The 16,201-nt window shown below is 75.9% G+C and carries 16 protein-coding genes; 12 read left to right on the top strand and 4 right to left on the bottom strand.

Annotated elements, in window-relative coordinates:
• Positions 1-37 precede the first annotated feature (37 nt).
• The 4 genes from ACFYUY_RS11635 to ACFYUY_RS11620 all read left to right on the top strand — a co-directional run bounded on the left by ACFYUY_RS11635 (position 38) and on the right by ACFYUY_RS11620 (position 3,433).
• Complete coding sequence (locus tag ACFYUY_RS11635; protein ID WP_360206554.1) at positions 38-292, top strand: hypothetical protein; 255 nt, start codon at positions 38-40, stop codon at positions 290-292.
• The gene (locus tag ACFYUY_RS11630) at positions 289-1,449 is read left to right on the top strand and encodes a glycosyltransferase (RefSeq protein ID WP_387900130.1); all 1,161 of its coding nucleotides are present in this window, start codon (positions 289-291) and stop codon (positions 1,447-1,449) included. Before ACFYUY_RS11635 ends, ACFYUY_RS11630 begins: the two co-directional genes overlap by 4 nt.
• A gap of 225 nt (positions 1,450-1,674) precedes the next feature.
• Positions 1,675-2,646 carry an ATP-binding cassette domain-containing protein gene (locus ACFYUY_RS11625; RefSeq protein WP_387900129.1) on the top strand — a complete coding sequence of 324 codons (972 nt, stop codon included), beginning with the start codon at positions 1,675-1,677 and terminating at the stop codon, positions 2,644-2,646.
• Positions 2,647-2,668: 22 nt separating this feature from the next.
• A complete protein-coding gene (locus tag ACFYUY_RS11620) occupies positions 2,669-3,433 on the top strand; it encodes an ABC transporter permease (protein ID WP_360206562.1) in 765 nt (254 codons plus the stop codon).
• Positions 3,434-3,562: 129 nt separating this feature from the next.
• Here the strand turns inward: ACFYUY_RS11620 and ACFYUY_RS11615 are convergent, their stop codons facing one another.
• The 4 genes from ACFYUY_RS11615 to ACFYUY_RS11600 form a co-directional block, all read right to left on the bottom strand.
• Positions 3,563-4,879: a PLP-dependent aminotransferase family protein gene (locus ACFYUY_RS11615; RefSeq protein ID WP_387900126.1), complete on the bottom strand. Its 1,317-nt coding sequence runs from the start codon at positions 4,877-4,879 to the stop codon at positions 3,563-3,565.
• Positions 4,876-5,811 carry an alpha/beta hydrolase gene (locus ACFYUY_RS11610; protein WP_360221833.1) on the bottom strand — a complete coding sequence of 312 codons (936 nt, stop codon included), beginning with the start codon at positions 5,809-5,811 and terminating at the stop codon, positions 4,876-4,878. The genes ACFYUY_RS11615 and ACFYUY_RS11610 overlap by 4 nt, the downstream gene beginning before the upstream one ends.
• A 182-nt stretch (positions 5,812-5,993) precedes the next feature.
• Positions 5,994-6,788, bottom strand: a complete 795-nt coding sequence (locus tag ACFYUY_RS11605) for a class I SAM-dependent methyltransferase (protein ID WP_387900125.1) — start codon at positions 6,786-6,788, stop codon at positions 5,994-5,996.
• 41 nt (positions 6,789-6,829) lie between these two features.
• The gene (locus ACFYUY_RS11600; protein ID WP_387900123.1) at positions 6,830-7,930 is read right to left on the bottom strand and encodes an alpha-hydroxy acid oxidase; all 1,101 of its coding nucleotides are present in this window, start codon (positions 7,928-7,930) and stop codon (positions 6,830-6,832) included.
• A 174-nt stretch (positions 7,931-8,104) separates the two neighbouring features.
• Here ACFYUY_RS11600 and ACFYUY_RS11595 point away from each other — a divergent pair, with 174 nt between their 5' ends.
• The 8 genes from ACFYUY_RS11595 (at position 8,105) to hppD (ending at position 16,182) form a co-directional block, all read left to right on the top strand.
• The gene (locus ACFYUY_RS11595; protein ID WP_387900121.1) at positions 8,105-9,550 is read left to right on the top strand and encodes a class I adenylate-forming enzyme family protein; all 1,446 of its coding nucleotides are present in this window, start codon (positions 8,105-8,107) and stop codon (positions 9,548-9,550) included.
• A 130-nt stretch (positions 9,551-9,680) separates the two neighbouring features.
• Positions 9,681-9,956, top strand: coding sequence for a phosphopantetheine-binding protein (locus ACFYUY_RS11590; protein WP_387900119.1), 276 nt, complete (start codon positions 9,681-9,683; stop codon positions 9,954-9,956).
• Positions 9,953-10,207 (top strand): acyl carrier protein, encoded by a 255-nt coding sequence (locus ACFYUY_RS11585; RefSeq protein WP_387900118.1) that lies wholly within the window; start codon positions 9,953-9,955, stop codon positions 10,205-10,207. The genes ACFYUY_RS11590 and ACFYUY_RS11585 overlap by 4 nt, the downstream gene beginning before the upstream one ends.
• The gene (locus ACFYUY_RS11580) at positions 10,204-11,340 is read left to right on the top strand and encodes a beta-ketoacyl synthase N-terminal-like domain-containing protein (RefSeq protein ID WP_387900116.1); all 1,137 of its coding nucleotides are present in this window, start codon (positions 10,204-10,206) and stop codon (positions 11,338-11,340) included. The genes ACFYUY_RS11585 and ACFYUY_RS11580 overlap by 4 nt, the downstream gene beginning before the upstream one ends.
• Before the next feature lie 85 nt (positions 11,341-11,425).
• Positions 11,426-11,953 (top strand): beta-ketoacyl synthase N-terminal-like domain-containing protein, encoded by a 528-nt coding sequence (locus ACFYUY_RS11575; RefSeq protein WP_387900114.1) that lies wholly within the window; start codon positions 11,426-11,428, stop codon positions 11,951-11,953.
• A 270-nt stretch (positions 11,954-12,223) separates the two neighbouring features.
• The gene (locus tag ACFYUY_RS11570; protein ID WP_387900112.1) at positions 12,224-13,840 is read left to right on the top strand and encodes a class I adenylate-forming enzyme family protein; all 1,617 of its coding nucleotides are present in this window, start codon (positions 12,224-12,226) and stop codon (positions 13,838-13,840) included.
• A complete protein-coding gene (locus ACFYUY_RS11565; protein WP_360221860.1) occupies positions 13,837-15,093 on the top strand; it encodes a beta-ketoacyl-[acyl-carrier-protein] synthase family protein in 1,257 nt (418 codons plus the stop codon). Before ACFYUY_RS11570 ends, ACFYUY_RS11565 begins: the two co-directional genes overlap by 4 nt.
• 102 nt (positions 15,094-15,195) lie before the next feature.
• Positions 15,196-16,182: a 4-hydroxyphenylpyruvate dioxygenase gene (hppD, locus tag ACFYUY_RS11560; RefSeq protein WP_387900110.1), complete on the top strand. Its 987-nt coding sequence runs from the start codon at positions 15,196-15,198 to the stop codon at positions 16,180-16,182.
• Positions 16,183-16,201: the final 19 nt, after the last annotated feature.

Below are 16,201 nucleotides of genomic sequence, written 5' to 3'. Positions count from 1 at the left end.
CCTTGCAGCACCACCGGACGCCGACAGGCCGCACCCCGTGCTGGTCGCGCTGCTCGTCGAGGCGGCCGGCGCGCCGCCCGGCTGGGCCGAGCGGCTGACCCCGCACGCCCGGCTGGACGGCGACCTGCTGCTCGACGAGTGCGAACTCGCCGCGCTCGCAGCCGCGCTGCGCGACCGTTTCGGGCCCGCCGCCGACCTGGCCGGGCTGCGGGCTCGGCTCGACCTGCCCGGGCTGGAGGCCCTGACCGTCGCCGACCTGCAGGAACTGCTCCCCGAGGAGGGTCCCCGATGACCCGTTTCCTGCTGGTGATGCCCCCGCTCACCGGGCACGTCAACCCGGCGGCCGGCATCGCCGCCGAGCTGACCGCCCGCGGCCACCAGGTCGCCTGGACGGGCACCGAGTCCGTGCTGCGGCCGCTGCTGGGCCCCGACGCCGTGGTGCTCGGCACCGGAACGCGGGCCTTCCGGGCGCAGGGCGGCCACGGGCTGGCCGCGCTGCGCTCGCTCTGGGAGGGCTTCATCGTCCCGTACGCGCGGTTCACCGCGAAGCCGCTGGACAGCGTGGTGCGGGAGTTCCGGCCGGACGTGCTGCTGGTCGACCAGCACACCCCGGCGGGCGCCCTGGTCGCCCACCGGCACGGCCTGCCGTGGGCGAGCTTCGCCCCGGGCGCGATGGAACTGGGCCGTCCGTACCGGGCGTTGCCGCAGGTGGAGGCATGGATGACGGGGTTGCTCCGCGGACTGTGGGAGCGCGCCCGGCTGCCCGCGGAGGAGTACCTGGACCCGCGCTTCTCCCCCGCCCTGGTGCTGGCGACCACGGGCCCCGCGCTCACCGGCGACCCGGCCCCGCCACCGGAGCACGCCCTGGTCGGGCCGGTGTTGCCGGCACGCCCGGCCGACCCGGACTTCCCGTGGGGGCGGCTTCTGCCGGGCCGGCGGCGGGTACTGGTCACCATGGGCACGCTGGCGGGCGAACTGGGTGCGGACTTCCACGCCCGGGCCGCGCGGGCGCTGGCGCTGTGCGGGCCGGACGTCCAGCCGGTGATCGCGGCTCCGCGCGACCTGCTGCCCTCGTTGCCCGCGCTGCCGGCCGGGGCGGTCCTGGTGGACCGGGCGCCGGTGCTGGAGCTGATGGGCCGCGGGGAGCTGGACGCCGTGCTCTGCCACGGCGGGATGAACACCGTGGGCGAGGCCCTGGCGCACGGCCTGCCGCTGGTCACCGCGCCGATCCGGCACGACCAGCCCTTCGTCGCGGCGCAGGTGGTGGCGGCCGGGGCCGGACTGCGGGTGCCCTTCGCCCGGGTCGGGCCGGAGCGGCTGGCCGTGGCCCTGCGGGAGGCGCTGGACGCCCCCGGCCTGCGGGAGAACGCCGGACGGGCCGGCCGGGCCCTGCTGGCCGGGGGCGGTGCGGTGGCGGCGGCGGACCGCCTGGAGGCGCTGGCGGCCTGAGGCGTCCCGGCGGCACACGCCGGCCGGCTCCAGGGCTTGAGCCCGCGTCAGGTGGGCACGGACCGGGGCGCCCTAGCAGACCGGGCGATCACACGTCCATTGGTCTAGGCCATTGTTTCCAGGCCGGGGTTCACCCTAGGGTGGCGCGCAGCACCGCCATCGCAGGTGCCGAGCACCGCCTTCCCAGGTGCCGTGGCAGAGCCCATCCCCGCACGGGAGTTCCGGTTGATCGAGACCACGGGACTGCGCAAGTCCTACCGCAAGAAGACCTCCCGCAAGAGCGCGGAGGACCCCACCGTCGACGCCGTCCGCGGCATCGACCTGTCCGTCGCCGCAGGCGAGATCTACGGCTTCCTCGGGCCCAACGGCGCCGGGAAGACCACCACCCTGCGCATGCTGGCCACCCTGATCCGCCCCGACGGCGGCCGGGCCACCATCGCCGGGGCGGACCTGTTCACCGACCCGGCCGGTGTCCGCCGCCGGATCGGCTACGTCGCCCAGGGCGGCGGCACCACCGACGGCGTCAGCGCGCGCGAGGAACTCGTGCTCCAGGCCCGGATGTACGGCGCCCCCAAGGCGCGGGCCGTCCGGGCCGCCGAGGACGCGCTCAAGGCCTTCGACCTGGGCGAGTTCGGCGACCGGCCGTGCGCCACCTACTCCGGCGGCCAGCGCCGGCGGGTGGACATCGCGCTCGGCGTCATCCACGAGCCGCGGGTGCTGTTCCTGGACGAGCCCACCGTCGGGCTCGACCCGGCCAGCCGGGCGTACGTCTGGGAGGAGATCCGCCGGCTGCGCACCGAGGGCATGACGGTCGTGGTCACCACCCACTACCTCGACGAGGCCGACGCGCTCTGCGACCGGGTGGCGATCGTCGACCACGGCCGGGTGGTCGCCGAGGGCACGCCCGAGGCGCTCAAGCGCGAGATCTCCGGCGACGTCGTGCTGGTCGGGCTGGAGCCCGCCGAAGGCGCCGCCGAACGGGCCGCCCGGGTGCTGCGCCCGCAGCCCTACCTGCACCGTCTGGAGGTCGAGGGCGAGGACGGACTGCGGCTCTACCTGGACGACGGCGCCGCCGCCATCCCGCAGCTGCTGCGCGCCCTGGACGGGGCCGGTGTGACGCCCGGCACCGTGCAGCTCCAGCGGCCCAGCCTGGACGACGTGTTCCTGGCCCGCACCGGCCGATCGCTCCAGTCCTGACCCGCCCACCCCTGGGGAGACCATGAAGCTCGCCCGCGACACCTGGCTGGTCTTCCAGCGCCAGCTGCTGCTGATGATCCGCACCCCGGTCTGGATCGCCGTCGGCATCATCCAGCCCGTGTTCTACCTGCTGCTGTTCGCCCCGCTGTTGAAGAAGGTGCTCGCCCCGGACGGCGCGAGCAGCTACGCCGACGCCTACCAGGTCTACGTGCCGGGCCTGTTGGCGGTGCTCTGCATCTTCGGCGGGCTGTTCACCGGCTTCAGCCTGCTCGGCGAGCTGAAGGCCGGCATCATCGAGCGGTCCAGGGTGACCCCGGTGAGCCGGCTCGCGCTGCTGCTCGGCCGGGCGATGCGGGAGATGGTGGCGCTGCTGGTGCAGGCCGTCCTGATCACCCTGATCGCGCTGCCGTTCGGGCTCCGGGTCAGCCCGCTGAACCTGTTGCTCGCCTACCTGCTGCTCGGGCTGCTGGCGCTGATGACCTCGGCGATCTCCTACGGGATCGCGCTGATGGTGCCGACGGACGCGGCGATGGCGCCGGTGGTGAACACCATCGCGCAGCCGATCGCGCTGCTGTCGGGGGTGCTGCTGCCGCTCACCCTGGCGCCGGAGTGGCTGCAGCAGACGGCCAGGTGGAACCCCTTCTACTGGGCGGTGGAGGGCATGCGCGCACTGTTCTCCGGGCACGTCGGGGACAGTTCGGTCTGGCAGGGCCTGCTGGTCGTCGCGGTGATGACCGTGCTGTCGGTGTACTGGTCGGCCCGGCTGTTCTCGACCCGGGTGCGCTGAGCGCCAGGCACTGCGCGGAACCCCGGCACAGCGGGGAAGCCCCCGGCACGACGGGGAAGAGGGGTGAAGGGGAGGGGCCCGGCTCGCGAGCCGGGCCCCTCCCCTTTCCCCCTTCGGCCCGTACGGTCCTCAGCCGGTGGCGGACCCGATGAACGCGGCCAGCTTGGCCACGCCGTCGATGATCTGCGCCTGCGTCAGCGAGCTGATCGACAGCCGCAGCCGCCGTTCCCCGCCCCCCGCCGGGTAGAACGGCGCCATCGGCGTCCAGAGCACCCCGTACGCGCGGGCGCAGTGCTCCATCGCCGCGTCGTCGGCGGTGAAGGGCACCGTCAGCACGGCGAAGAAGCCGCCCTCGGGTCGGTTCCAGGAGACCCCGAGCCGGCGCCGCTCGGAGGCCGGGAAGTGCCGGTCCAGCTCCCGTAGCAGGGTGTCCATGCCGGCCGCGTAGTGGGCCGTGGCGGGGGCGTTGGCGGCGCGCAGCCGGCAGTCGTGGCGCAGCAGCATGCCGGCCACGACGGCCTGGCTGAGCGCGGGCGTGTTGACCGTCGTCATGCTCTTGAGCTTGGCCAGCTCGTCGGCGAGCAGGGTGCGGCGCCCGCCGGGCCCCGCCACCTCCTGGTCCGCGACCACGTAGCCGAGCCGGGCGCCGGGGAAGCAGGTCTTGGCGAAGGAGCCCAGGTAGACGACCTGGCGGCGGCGGTCGAGCGCCTTGAGGGTCGGCCGCTCCCCCGGGTCGCGGGCGAAGAAGCCGTACGGGTTGTCCTCGACGACCAGCAGGCCCTCCGCCGCGGCGGCGTCCAGCAGGGCGGTGCGGGCGGCCACCGGCATGCTGGTGCCGGAGGGGTTGGCGAAGTCGGGGACGACGTAGAGGGCGCGCGGACGCCGGCCGTCGGCCCGCACGGCCTTCGCGGCGGCCCGGACGGCCTGCGGGTCGGGCCCGCCGCCCGGGCCCTCGGGCACCGGCAGGGTGGTCAGGTCGAGCAGCCGGGCGGCGCCGGTGACGCCGACGTAGCAGGGCGAGCTGACCAGCAGGACGTCGTCCGGGGTGGCGCACAGGGCGCGCAGCACGAGCAGCATGCCCTCCTGGGCGCCGACGGTGAGCACCAGGGCCTCGGGGTCGACGCTCAGGCCCTCGTCGTGGGCGAGGGTGCGGGCGACCAGGTCGTTGACGACGCCCTTGGTGGGCCCGTACTGGAAGAGCCGGGTGCGCACGGCGTCCCGGTCCAGGCCGCGTTCGGCGAGGTGGGCCAGGTAGGCGTCCAGGTGGGCGGTGACGTCCTCGGGTTCGAAGAAGCCCTCGTAGGGGCGGCCGGGGGCGAAGGAGACGGCGTCGGGGTAGCGCGTGGTGACCTCGTTGAGGAAGGTCATCGCGTCCAGCAGCGGGTCGGCGAGCGAGGCGTGCAGCTCGCCGAGCGGCAGCGGGACGGGCCGGTCGGCGGCGCTCACCGCAGGGCCTCGCGCAGCCGGCCGGCGGCGTAGTGCTGGGCGTCGGCGGCGGCGTCCAGGGTGCCGGTCATGGCGAAGAAGCCGTGCGGCATGCCCGCGTAGCGGCGCTCGTCCACCGGGACGCCGGCCGCGCGCAGCGCCCGGGCGTACTGCTCGCCCTCGTCGCGCAGCGGGTCGTACTCGGCGGTGATGACGGTCGCGGGCGGCAGCCCGGCCAGGTCGGGGGCGCGCAGCGGGGAGGCGTGCGGGTGGGCGCCGTCGGCCGGGTCGGCCAGGTAGTGGCCCCAGTACCAGGCGACCGAGCGGCGGTTGAAGAGCAGCGGGTCGTCGTGCTCGGCCAGCGACGGGGTGTCGGCGGCGTGGTCGGTGTTGGGGTAGACGAGCAGCTGGTGGCGCAGGGCCGGGCCGCCCTCGTCGCGGGCGAGGAGGGTGACGGCCGCGGTGAGGTTGCCGCCGGCGCTGTCTCCGCCGACGGCGAGCCGGTCGGGGTCGACGCCGAGCCGCCCGGCGTTCCCGGCGAGCCAGGCCAGCGCGGCGCGGCAGTCGTGGACGGCGGCGGGGAAGGGGTGCTCGGGGGCCAGCCGGTAGCCGACGGAGGCGGTGACGCAGCCGACCTCGGCGGTCAGCCGGCGGCAGATCGCGTCGCTGGTGTCGGGCGAGCCGAGCGTCCAGCCGCCGCCGAACAGGTAGAGCAGGGCGGGCAGCGGCCGGCCGGGCGGTTCGGGGCGGTAGAGCCGCAGGGCGAGCTCGCCGCCGGGGCCGGGGATGCGGTGCTCCTCCACGGCGGCGACCGGTTCGGGGGTGCCGGCGGCGGCGCGGATGTCGGCGAGGTCGGCGGCGCGGGCCTCGGCGAGGGTGAGGGTGTAGAGCGGCGGTGCGCCGCTGCTCGCGCGCCGGGCGCGCAGGGCCTCGGCCTGGGGGTGCAGGGGCATGGGGGTGGGTCCCGTTCGGTACGGAGTCGGTACGGGTTCGGGGCGCTGCCGGGGCCGCCGGCGGGCGGCGTCGCCGCGGACGGCCTGCCGGCGACGACGGGCCGCCGCTCGGCCGGCGACAGGCGACCGGCGGTCGGCTTCCAGCGGCCGGCGGCAGGCGGCCGGCGATCAGCGGCTGCCGGTCAGCGGTCGGCCTCGACGTAGACGGTCTCGTCGGTGCGGAACGCGGTGTCGAGGTCGGCGACGTCGGGCCGCACGCCCTGGCGGTAGGCGCAGGGGCGGATCCGTCCGGCCTCGAAGCCGGCCAGGGTGAGGACGTGGCGCAGCTCGTCGAGGTCGTAGATCCACTGGTGCCCGTAGTGGCGGAAGATCTGGTTGACCAGGAAGGCCGGGCGGGCGGGCATCGGCGGGCCGAAGCCGAGGGTGGTGAGGCGGCGGCGGTGTTTGGCGAGGAAGCCGTCACCGGTGGCGTAGCCGACCAGGTAGCGGGCCAGGTCGGGGGTGGTGAGGCGGAGCACCCCGCCGGGGCGCAGCACGCGGTGGACCTCCCGCAGCCAGCCGACGGCGACGGGCATGGTGACGTGCTCGATGAGGTGCTCGGCGTACACCCAGTCGACGCTGGCGTCGGCGAGGGGCAGCGGGTGGCCGATGTCGAGCTGGGTGAACCAGCGGTCGCCGTCGACCCGGTAGAGGGTGCCGGGTTCGGTGGCCGCCGAGGGGCTGCGCAGGGTGGCGAGGTCGGTGCCCAGGCCCTCCGGGTGGTCGGTCCGGAAGGCGGCGAACTCGATCCCGGTGATGCCGAGTTCACGCAGTCCGGCGTGGTCGCGGGGCAGCCCGCCGGGGTGCGCCTCGAGCTTGTCGCAGGTGGCGACCTGCGCGCTGAAGGCGTCCAGGCGGGTGGCGAGGTCGTCGGGGTCGTCCCAGTCCCAGCCGGGGAAGGGGTCGGGTCGGGCGGTGGTCGGGCGCGGTTCGGTCATGGCTCTCTTCCTTTGACGACGTGGTGCGGGCGGTGCGCGGTTCAGCCGACCGGACAGGGCCAGGGGGCGAGGACGGTGCGGTCCAGGTCGGCGAGCCGGGGGCGCCCCAACAGGGCCATGGTGTGCTCGAGTTCCTCGCGCAGCAGGTCGAGGACGTGGTGCACGCCTGCTTCGCCTCCGGTGGCCAGGCCCCAGAACACCGGCCGGCCGACCAGGACGGCGCGGGCGCCGAGGGCGAGGGCGAGGGCGACGTCGGTGCCGGTGCGCACGCCGCCGTCGAGCAGCACCGGCAGGTCGGCCGGCACCGCGTCGACGACCTCGGGCAGTGCGGCCAGGGCGGGCAGGGCGCCGTCGAGTTGTCGGCCGCCGTGGTTGGAGACCAGGACGGCGTCGACGCCGTGTTCGGCGGCGAGCCGGGCGTCCTCGGCGGTCAGCACGCCCTTCAGAACCAGTGGCAGCCGGGTGCGCTCGCGCAGCCAGGCCAGGTCGGCCCAGGTCAGGGTGGGGTCGAACTGCTGGCGGGCGTGCTCGGCGATGCCCGAACTGCCGCCACTCGCACGGTGGCTGGCGGACATCAGGGCCGGGTCCAGGTTGACGGCGCGCACGCCCGGCGGGATGGCGAAGCCGTTGCGCAGGTCGCGCAGCCGGCGGCCGATCCGGGGGGCGTCGACGGTGAGGACGAGCGCCCGGTAGCCGGCCGCCTCGGCGCGTTCGACCAGGGCGGCGAGCGCGGCGCGTTCACGCAGCCAGTACAGCTGGAGCCAGAGCGGACCGGTGGCGGCGGCGGCGATCTCCTCCAGGGTGCGGCTGGCGAACATCGCGGCGACCAACAGGGCGCCGGCGCGGCCGGCGGCGCGGGCGGTGGCCGTCTCGCCCGCGGGATCGACCAGCCGGTGGTAGGCCATCGGGGCGATCCCGACCGGGAGGGCGAGCGGGGTGCCGAGCAGGGTCAGCGCGGGCGAGCAGGACGAGACGTCGACCATCGTGCGCGGGCGCAGCGCATAGCGTGCGAACATTTCCCGGTTCGCCGCCAGGGTGCGTTCCGCTCCGCTGCCGCCTTCGATGAAGTCCCAGATTTCCGGGGGAAGGTGCGTGCGCGCGGCGCGCTCGATCCCGGCCAGCGTGAGTTCTCCCACGGGCATCCTCGATTCCCGGACGGCCACGCGCGGGCCGGTCCCGGTCGGCAGCGTAGGAGCAACCGGCACATTGGTATAGACCTTGATTTGACCAATCGTCTGTGCAATGGTCTGGCAACGGAATTGACCGTTTTGGTTGTGAACGGCGTTCATGTCAAATCCCCTCACTTGCGTGGAGTGGTGTTGACCCGCTTTTCCCCCTCCTCACTTCCGCCCTCCGAACCGCCGCACGCCGACGCCCCGGACTCCTGGGTCGACCGGCTGCTGCTGGCCGGCCCCGGGGGCGAGGAGTGCCTGCACCTCGGAGCACCGATCGACCGGGACGCCCTGCGCGCCCTGGTCGACGACCAGGCCGAGCGGCTCGCCGCGGCCGGGCTCGAACCGGGCGGCACCGCCGCACTACGGCTGCCGCCCTCGGTGGCGTTCGTCGCCGCACTGCTGGCATGCTGGCGGCTCGGCGCCCAAGTCGCCCTGCTCGATCACCGGTTGACCGACCACGAGGTCGACTCGGCGGTGGCGCGGCTGGCCCCGCAAGTGCTGCTAGGCTCCGCTCACCGGCCCGCGGCGGCGCTGCGCGGCTTCTCCGAGGTGGAGCCGGTGGCCGTCCACCTGCCGGACGGGCTCCCGGCCCGCAGCGGGCACGCGCTGATCCAGCTGAGCTCCGGATCCACCGGACCGGCCAAGGTCATCGCCCGCACCGCCAGCGACCTGCTCCGCGAACTCGACTGCTACCGCAGGCTGGAGGAGTTCCCCGGCGAAGGTGAACGGGTCGTCCTGCTGTCCTCGGTGGTGCACGTGCTCGGCCTGGTCGGCGGACTGCTCAACGGTCTGCACGCCCGCGCCGCGGTCACCGTGCCGGAACGGATGACGGCGGCGGGCATCCTCGCGGCAGTCGCCGCCGGCGACCGGCCGACCACCCTCGTCGGAGTGCCCTTCCACGCCGAGCTGCTGGCCGGCGCGGTCGCTCCGCCGCGGCTGCCGCAGCTGCGCCGGATGATCGTGGCGGGCGAGCTGGTCCGACCGGGCCTGCCCGCGCTGTTCACCGGCCGCTACGGCGTCCCGCTCGGCACCATGTACGGGATGACCGAGACCGGGGTCATCGCCACCGACCTGTCCGGCACGCTCCACCCCGCCAAGCAGCCCGTCCACGGGATGCGGCTGCGGATGGTCGCGGGCGAGCTGCAGATCGGCGCGCCGGCCTCGCCGTACCCGGGGCTGGACGACCCGACCCGCTGGTCGGAGGGCTGGCTGCACACCCGGGACGCGGCCGAGCTGGACCGGGCCACCGGCCGGGTCACCGTGCTCGGCCGGCTGGACTCCCAGGTCTCGATCGGCGGGCTCAAGGTCGACCTCACCGAGGTCGAGCAGACCCTCACCGCACTGCCCGAGGTCCGCGAGGCCGTGGTGGTCTTCGAGGACGGCGCGATCGAGGCCTACCTCGCCACCGAACCCGACGCCGACCTCGCCCTCGTCCAGGACGGGCTGGCCCGCCGGCTCGCCGCCTACAAGCGGCCGCGGCGGATCGCCCTGCTGGCGCAACTGCCCCGCACCGCCACCGGAAAGCTGCTGCGCGACCCGGCCGCGCTGCGCACCACCGCCACGGCCGCGGCCACCGCCGCGCGCTGAACCGCCCCGGCGCGCGCACCGCGCCGACGCTGCACCACCCCGACGTTGCACGAAAACCCGACGCCGCACACCGCACACCGCACACCGCACACCGCACCGACGCTGCACCACCCCGACAAGGAGCCACACCATGCAGGACCGCATCCGCGAGTTCGTCCTCGCCTCCCTGACCGAGATGCAGTACGACGTCACCGACGTCACCGGGGACACCGACCTCGGGCCGGCCGGGCTGGACCTCGAGTCGCTCGCGCTGGCCGAGCTGTCGGTGCAGGTCGAGGACGAGTTCGGGATCAAGTTCGACCTGGACGAGATGGAGACCACCGCGCTGATGACGCTCGACGAGTTCACCGCCGACGTCGCCAAGCGGATCGCCGCCACCGCCGCCACCACCGGCAGCGCGGCGTGAGCGACTCCGGCCTCCCCGACCGGGCCGAGGTCCGCACGATGCTGGCGGCGTTCGGGCAGCGCGCCGCCGACGATGTGCCGGAGGATCTCGGGTCCCTCGAACTCACCTGGCTGATAGCCGAGTTCGAGCAGCGTTACAGCATCCAGCTGGACCTCGACGACGACCGCTTCGGCGCCGTCCGGACGGTCGACGAGGCCACCGACCTGCTGCGCGCGGCCGTCCTGGCCGAACGCTCGGCCGCACGGCCATGACCGGTACCCCGCCCGCCGGCACCCGGCCGGTGGTCACCGGGCTCGGGGTGCTCAGCGCCGCCGGGCGCGGACCCGACCCGCTGACCGAGGCCGCCGTCCACGGCAAGGCCGCGTTCGGCCCGGTCACCCGCTTCGACGTGAGCGCCCGCCGCACCACCCGGGCGGCCCTGCTGCCACCGGGCGTCCCGCTCGCGCACACCTTCCCGCTGGCCCGGGCCGTCCTCGACGCCATCGGCCAGGCCTGCCGGCAGGCCGGGCTGACCGGTGACGACGGCGGGCGGATGCCCGTCCTGCTCGCCCTGCACAGCGACGAACGGACCCGCAGCACGGCCGACGCGGTGGCGGCCGGCGTCAGTGCCGTCTGGGGCACCCGGGGCGTCACCCGGGTGTACACCGGCGCCTGCGTGGCGGCCTCCACCGCCGTCGCGGACGCCGCCGCACTGGTCGCCGCAGGACGGCACGAACGGGTCCTGGTCGCGGCCGGGCACCTGGTCGAACCCGGTGTGTTCGCCGTCTTCGACGCCGGGCGGGCACTGGCCCGCGACGGCGAACTGCGACCGTTCAGCGCCGGCCGCACCGGCACCCTGCTCGCCGACGCGACCGCCGCCGTGGTGGTCGAGGCCGCTCCGGCCGCCGAACGGCGCGGCGCCCCCGCGCTCGCCCGGCTGGCCGGCTGGGGGCGGGCCGGTGACGCCCACCACGTCTGCCGCCCCGAGCCCGCGGGCGACGGAGCCGTCCGGGCGATCGAGGCCGCGCTCACCCGCGGCGGCGTCGCCCCGGAGGAGGTCGGCTACGTCAACGCCAACGGGACCGGCTCCACCCTCGCCGACCGGGCCGAGGCGAGCGCACTGCGCCGGGTGTTCGGCCGCCACACCGCCGAACTGCCGGTCAGCTCCAGCAAGTCCGTGCACGGGCACGCCCTCGAGGCTTCCGCCCTGCTCGAACTCGTCGCCACCATCGGCGCGTTGGGCCGCGGCCTGCTGCCGGTCAACGCCGGCTGGCTGGGCCCCGACCCGGACGTCGGCCTCGACCTCGTCCTGGACGGCCCGCGCGCCGCCGGCCCCCGCTACGCGCTCAGTCTCAACTCCGCCTTCGGCGGCGCCAACACCGCCCTGCTGGTGGCCGCCGCGTGAACCGCACGAGCCGAACGCGCCGCCCGTACCCGCCCCTCTCCCCGGCACCGACACCGACACCGACACCGACACCGACACCGACACCATGATCACCGACCGCACCCCCGACCCGGCCGCCCGCGCCCTGCGCGTCCTCGCCGAGGCCCGCCGACCCGGCCCCGGTCTGACCGGCCCGCCGCCGCCCCTGCCCGGCTTCGCCGGATCCGGCCTCGGCCCGCTCGTCGCCGACACGGCCGACCGCTGTCTGCAGGCGCACCACGGACCACCGCCCGCCCCCGGGCGGACCGCCCTGCTGCTGGCGAGCGCCGGCGGCGACCGCGCCACCGCGCGGGCCATCGACCGCACGGCCGAACCCGGGCGACGACCGGCCCCGTTGCTGTTCTTCCAGTCCAACCCCAACGCCGTGCTCGGGCACATCGCCGCCCGCTGGGGCCTGACCGGCCCCGTCCTGGCGATCAGCCCCGCCGAGGCCGCCCCCGGAACCGTACCCGCGGACGCCCTCGACCTCGCCGCGCTGCTCCTCGCGGACGGCGACGCCGACCTGGTCCTGGTCGTCGCCGCCGAGCAGACCGACGACGGCGACCACGCGGTGGCCGTCCTGGTCACCGGCTGAACCGCCGGGCCACCACCGGCGGTAGCCCCCGGGGGTAGCCGGCGACGAGGCCGGCACCCGCGCGGGCCGCACCCGGCCGGACCGGCTCCGCCGCACCGGAGGCCCACGGCCCGCGGCCGGCCGCCGCCCCGGCCGGTCCCCGCGGGCCGCCCGCCGAAGCCGCCGCCACCCGCCGAAGCCCCCCGCCGCCCGAGCGGCCGCACCGCCCCGACACCCGATCAGCCGCCCGGGCCGCCCCCGGCCCCGGCCCCGAGGGAGGGATCCACCCCCGTGACCATCCGCAGTCTCCGCACCCTGCTGGCGGACGACCCCGACGTCGGCGCCGGCAACGTCCTGACCACCCGGCTCGCCCTCGGCCTCGGCCTCGACGAGCCGCTGCTGACCTTCGACACCGCGGTGGACGGCCACCCGGCCTGGCAGCCCTTCACGCTGAGCCAGCTCGACCGCGCCGTCCGGGCCCGCGCCGCCGCCCTGCACGGCCTCGGCATCACCCGCCGCGACCCGGTCGTCGTCTACGCGGGCGACGCCGCCGACCACGTGCTCGCCTTCCTCGCCCTGGCCCGGCTCGGCGCCGTCCCCGCGCTGCTCAACCCCAACCTCGACGGCGAGCGGGCCGCCCGCTACATCGCCCGGATCGGCGCGGTCGGCGTACTCGCCGACCCCGCACACCTGGCCGCCCTCGCCGACCACGACCCCGGCGCGCCGCTGCTCCCCGAGATCGGCACGCTCGGCGCCGCCGACCCGGACGACGCCCCGGCGCCCTACCGGCACTGGTCCGGCGACCCGGTCGCGATCACCCACTCCTCCGGCACCACCGGCATGCCGAAGGCCGTCGTCCACTCGCACGCGAGCCTGTACGCAGCGATCCGCCACCGGCTGCGGCTGCCCCGCCCGCAGGGGCAGGAGCGGATGCTGAGCGCACTGCCCGCGCCGCACGCCGCCACCCTGATCGCGCTCAACCTCGCGCTCAGCTCGCACACCCGGCTCGCCGTGCTGTCCGGGCAGTCCGGCGCCGGGGTGCTGGACGCCGTCGAGCAGTGGCGGCCCACCGGCGTCGTCGGCTTCGCCGCCACCTGGGCCGACCTCGCCCACCACGACCTCGCCGCCCGCGACCTCTCCTCCGTCGCCCTCTGGTGGAACACCGGCGACTGCGCGCACGAGGTGCACATCCGCCGCCTGATCGCCACCGGCAGCCGGGAGTCCGTCACCCGCGCCGGCCGCACCCGCACACCCGGATCGCTGTTCGTGGACGGGCTCGGCTCCACCGAGATGGGCCACTCGCACTTCTTCATCACCCACGGCCCCGGCACCGAGCGCTACGGGCGCTGCGTGGGCCGCCCGCACGCCTTCGTCGACTGCGAGGTGGTCGGCCCGGACGGCGAACCGCTCGGCCCCGGCGAGGTCGGCGAACTCGCCACCGCCTCACCGACCCTGGCCCTCGGCTACTGGAACGACTCGGCGACCACCTTCCGCACCAGGATCCGCGGCCGCTTCCTCACCGGCGACCTGATGTACCGGGACGAGGAGGGCTACTACTACCACGTCGACCGGGCCGTCGACTCGGTCGAACTCGGCGACGGCAGGCGCCTGTTCACCGCCATGTCGGAGGAGCGGGTGCTGGCCGCCTGCCCCGACGCGGCGGACTGCACGGTGGTGGCCGTCCGCGACGGCGAACGGGTCGTCACCGACGTGCTGCTGATCCTGGCCGAGGGCGCCGACCGGGACGCCGACCGCACCGAGGCGGTCGTCGCCGCCCTCGACGAGGCCGCCGCCGCCACCGTCCGCCAGGTGCTGGTGGTCTCCGGGAGCGACATCCCGCTCGGCCCGACCGGCAAGGTCCGCAAGGTGCTGCTGCGCGAGCGCTACCTCGCCGCGGTGCAGGCATGAGCGCCCGCCCGGGAGCCGTCGTCACCGGCATCGGCCTGGTCTCACCGCTCGGCCGCAAGCCCACCGAGGTGTTCGAGGCGCTGACGGCCGGCCGCTCCGGCCTGCGCGCCGTCCCCGAGGGCCACCCCGCCCACGGCTGGCTGCCCGCCGCCGGGATCGCCCCCGCCGTGGACGGCCGGGAGGTGCTGCCGCCGACCGAGACCCGCTGCGTGGACCGCTTCGTCCTGCTCGCCCTGGCCGCCGCCGACGACGCGCTCGCCGACGCCGGCCTGGTGGTCGGCGAGGGCGTCGACCCGCACCGCACCGCCGTGGTACTGGCCACCGGCGGCGGCGGGCTGGAGACCTTCGAGCAGCAGTCGCACCGCCGCCTGGAGCGCGGCCGCCCCGGCGTCAGCCCGTACCTGCTGCCGGGCATGCTCTCCAACATGGCCACCGCCCGGATCGCCATCAAGCACGGCATCCGCGGCTACAGTTCGGCCGTGGTGACGGCCTGTGCGGCCGGCGCCCAGGCCGTCGCCGAAGGGCTGCGGCTGATCCGCTCCGGCGACGCGGACGTCGTGGTCTGCGGCGGCACCGAGTCCTCGCTGCACCCGACCATCGCCGCCGCCTTCACCAACGCCCGGGCGCTCGCCCAGGGCTGGGAGCAGCCCGAGCAGGCCAGCCGCCCGTTCGACGCCCGGCGCAACGGCTTCGTGCTCGGCGAGGGCAGCGCCGTCCTCGTCCTGGAACGCGCCGCGCACGCCGACGCCCGCGGCGCCGCCGGGTACGCCGACGTCATCGGCTGGGGCGCCTCCACCGACGCCCACCACCCCACCATGCCCCGCCCGGACGGCGCCGGCGCCGCCGACGCGATGCGCGCCGCGCTCGCGAACGCCGGCCTGGCCCCGGGCGACATCGACTACGTGAACGCCCACGGCACCGGCACCAAGCTCGGTGACGTGGCCGAGACCGCCGCGCTGCACGCCGTCTTCGCCGGCCGGCCGCCCGCGGTCAGCTCCACCAAGGGCTCCACCGGCCACCTCCTGGGCGCCGCGGGCGCCCTGGAGGCGGCGGTGACCGCCCTGGCGGTGGCGAGGGGGACGCTGCCGCCGACGCTCAACCTGCACGACCCCGACCCGGCCTGCGACCTGGACCACGTCCGGGGCGCGGCCAGGACCGCACCGGTGCGCGCCGCGCTGAGCAACGCCTTCGCCTTCGGGGGCCACAACCTCAGCCTGATCCTCGGCCCGGCGTCCACCCGGGCCGCCCGCTAGGGCCCGTCCGGCGGACCGGACCGGCGTCCACCAGGACCGCCCGCCGGGGCCCGTCCGACCAGCCCGAGCCCGCCCTTCCCATCCCTCCGGGGGGAGATCCCGTTGTCCATCCAGACCATCACCCACGTCGAGTACCACTGCTCCGACGCCGACAAGACCGCCGCCGGCCTCTGCGCCGACTTCGACTTCACCGCCGACCCGCCGGTGACCGCGCCGGACGGTACCCGCACCGTCCGGCTGCACCAGGGCTCGATCCGCGTGCACCTGGCCTCCGCCGCCGACCCGGGCCACCCGGTGGCCGAGTTCGTCGCCCGGCACGGGGACGGCGTCGCCGTCCTCGCCCTGTCCTGCACCGACCCGCAGGCCGCGCTCGAGCGCGCCGAGCGGCACGGCGCCCGCGTGCTGGACCGGGCCGGCGGGCTGATCGCCGGTTTCGGCGACACCGCCCTGCGCCTCGTCCCGGAGCGCCCGGCCGACGCCGGGGAGGCCCCGGGCCTGCTGGACGCCCTCGACCACGTCGCGATCTGCGTCCCGGCGGGCGAACTCGCCGACGCCGTACGGTTCTGCGAGGCCGCGCTCGGCTTCCACCGGATCTTCGGCGAGTACATCGAGGTCGGCGAGCAGGCCATGGACTCCAGCGTGGTGCAGAGCGCCTCCGGCGAGGTCACCTTCACCCTGATCGAGCCGGACACCAGCCGCCGGCCCGGCCAGATCGACGAGTTCCTGTCCTCCCACGACGGCGCCGGCGTGCAGCACCTCGCCTTCCGCACCCGCGACATCGCCACCGCCGTGCGCACCGCCCGGGCCCGCGGCGTGGAGTTCCTGAGCACCCCGGGCGCCTACTTCGACGCCCTCGCCGAGCGGTTCGGCACCACCGCCATCCCGGTGGAGACCCTGCGCGACCTGCACGTGCTGGTCGACCAGGACCACGGCGGCCAGCTGTTCCAGATCTTCGTCCGCTCCACCCACCCGCGGCGGACGTACTTCCTGGAGCTGATCGAGCGTCAGGGCGCCGGCACCTTCGGCACCGCGAACATCAAGGCCCTCTACGAGGCCGTCGAACGGCAGAGCTCCGCCGCCTCCGTCTGACCGCCGGATCCCGAAGAAG

It is taken from the genome of Kitasatospora sp. NPDC004745, assembly GCF_042873275.1.
Taxonomy (GTDB): domain Bacteria; phylum Actinomycetota; class Actinomycetes; order Streptomycetales; family Streptomycetaceae; genus Kitasatospora.
This window is presented reverse-complemented; position numbering and strand designations above follow the sequence as displayed.

Excerpts from the sequence above, each read along its gene's own strand:
- ACFYUY_RS11630 (WP_387900130.1), top strand. The coding sequence starts at position 289 with ATGACCCGTTTCCTGCTGGTGATGCCCCCGCTCACCGGGCACGTCAAC.
- ACFYUY_RS11620 (WP_360206562.1), top strand. The coding sequence starts at position 2,669 with ATGAAGCTCGCCCGCGACACCTGGCTGGTCTTCCAGCGCCAGCTGCTG.
- ACFYUY_RS11610 (WP_360221833.1), bottom strand. The coding sequence starts at position 5,811 with ATGCCCCTGCACCCCCAGGCCGAGGCCCTGCGCGCCCGGCGCGCGAGC.
- ACFYUY_RS11605 (WP_387900125.1), bottom strand. The coding sequence starts at position 6,788 with ATGACCGAACCGCGCCCGACCACCGCCCGACCCGACCCCTTCCCCGGC.
- ACFYUY_RS11600 (WP_387900123.1), bottom strand. The coding sequence starts at position 7,930 with ATGCCCGTGGGAGAACTCACGCTGGCCGGGATCGAGCGCGCCGCGCGC.
- ACFYUY_RS11590 (WP_387900119.1), top strand. The coding sequence starts at position 9,681 with ATGCAGGACCGCATCCGCGAGTTCGTCCTCGCCTCCCTGACCGAGATG.
- ACFYUY_RS11580 (WP_387900116.1), top strand. The coding sequence starts at position 10,204 with ATGACCGGTACCCCGCCCGCCGGCACCCGGCCGGTGGTCACCGGGCTC.
- ACFYUY_RS11575 (WP_387900114.1), top strand. The coding sequence starts at position 11,426 with ATGATCACCGACCGCACCCCCGACCCGGCCGCCCGCGCCCTGCGCGTC.
- ACFYUY_RS11565 (WP_360221860.1), top strand. The coding sequence starts at position 13,837 with ATGAGCGCCCGCCCGGGAGCCGTCGTCACCGGCATCGGCCTGGTCTCA.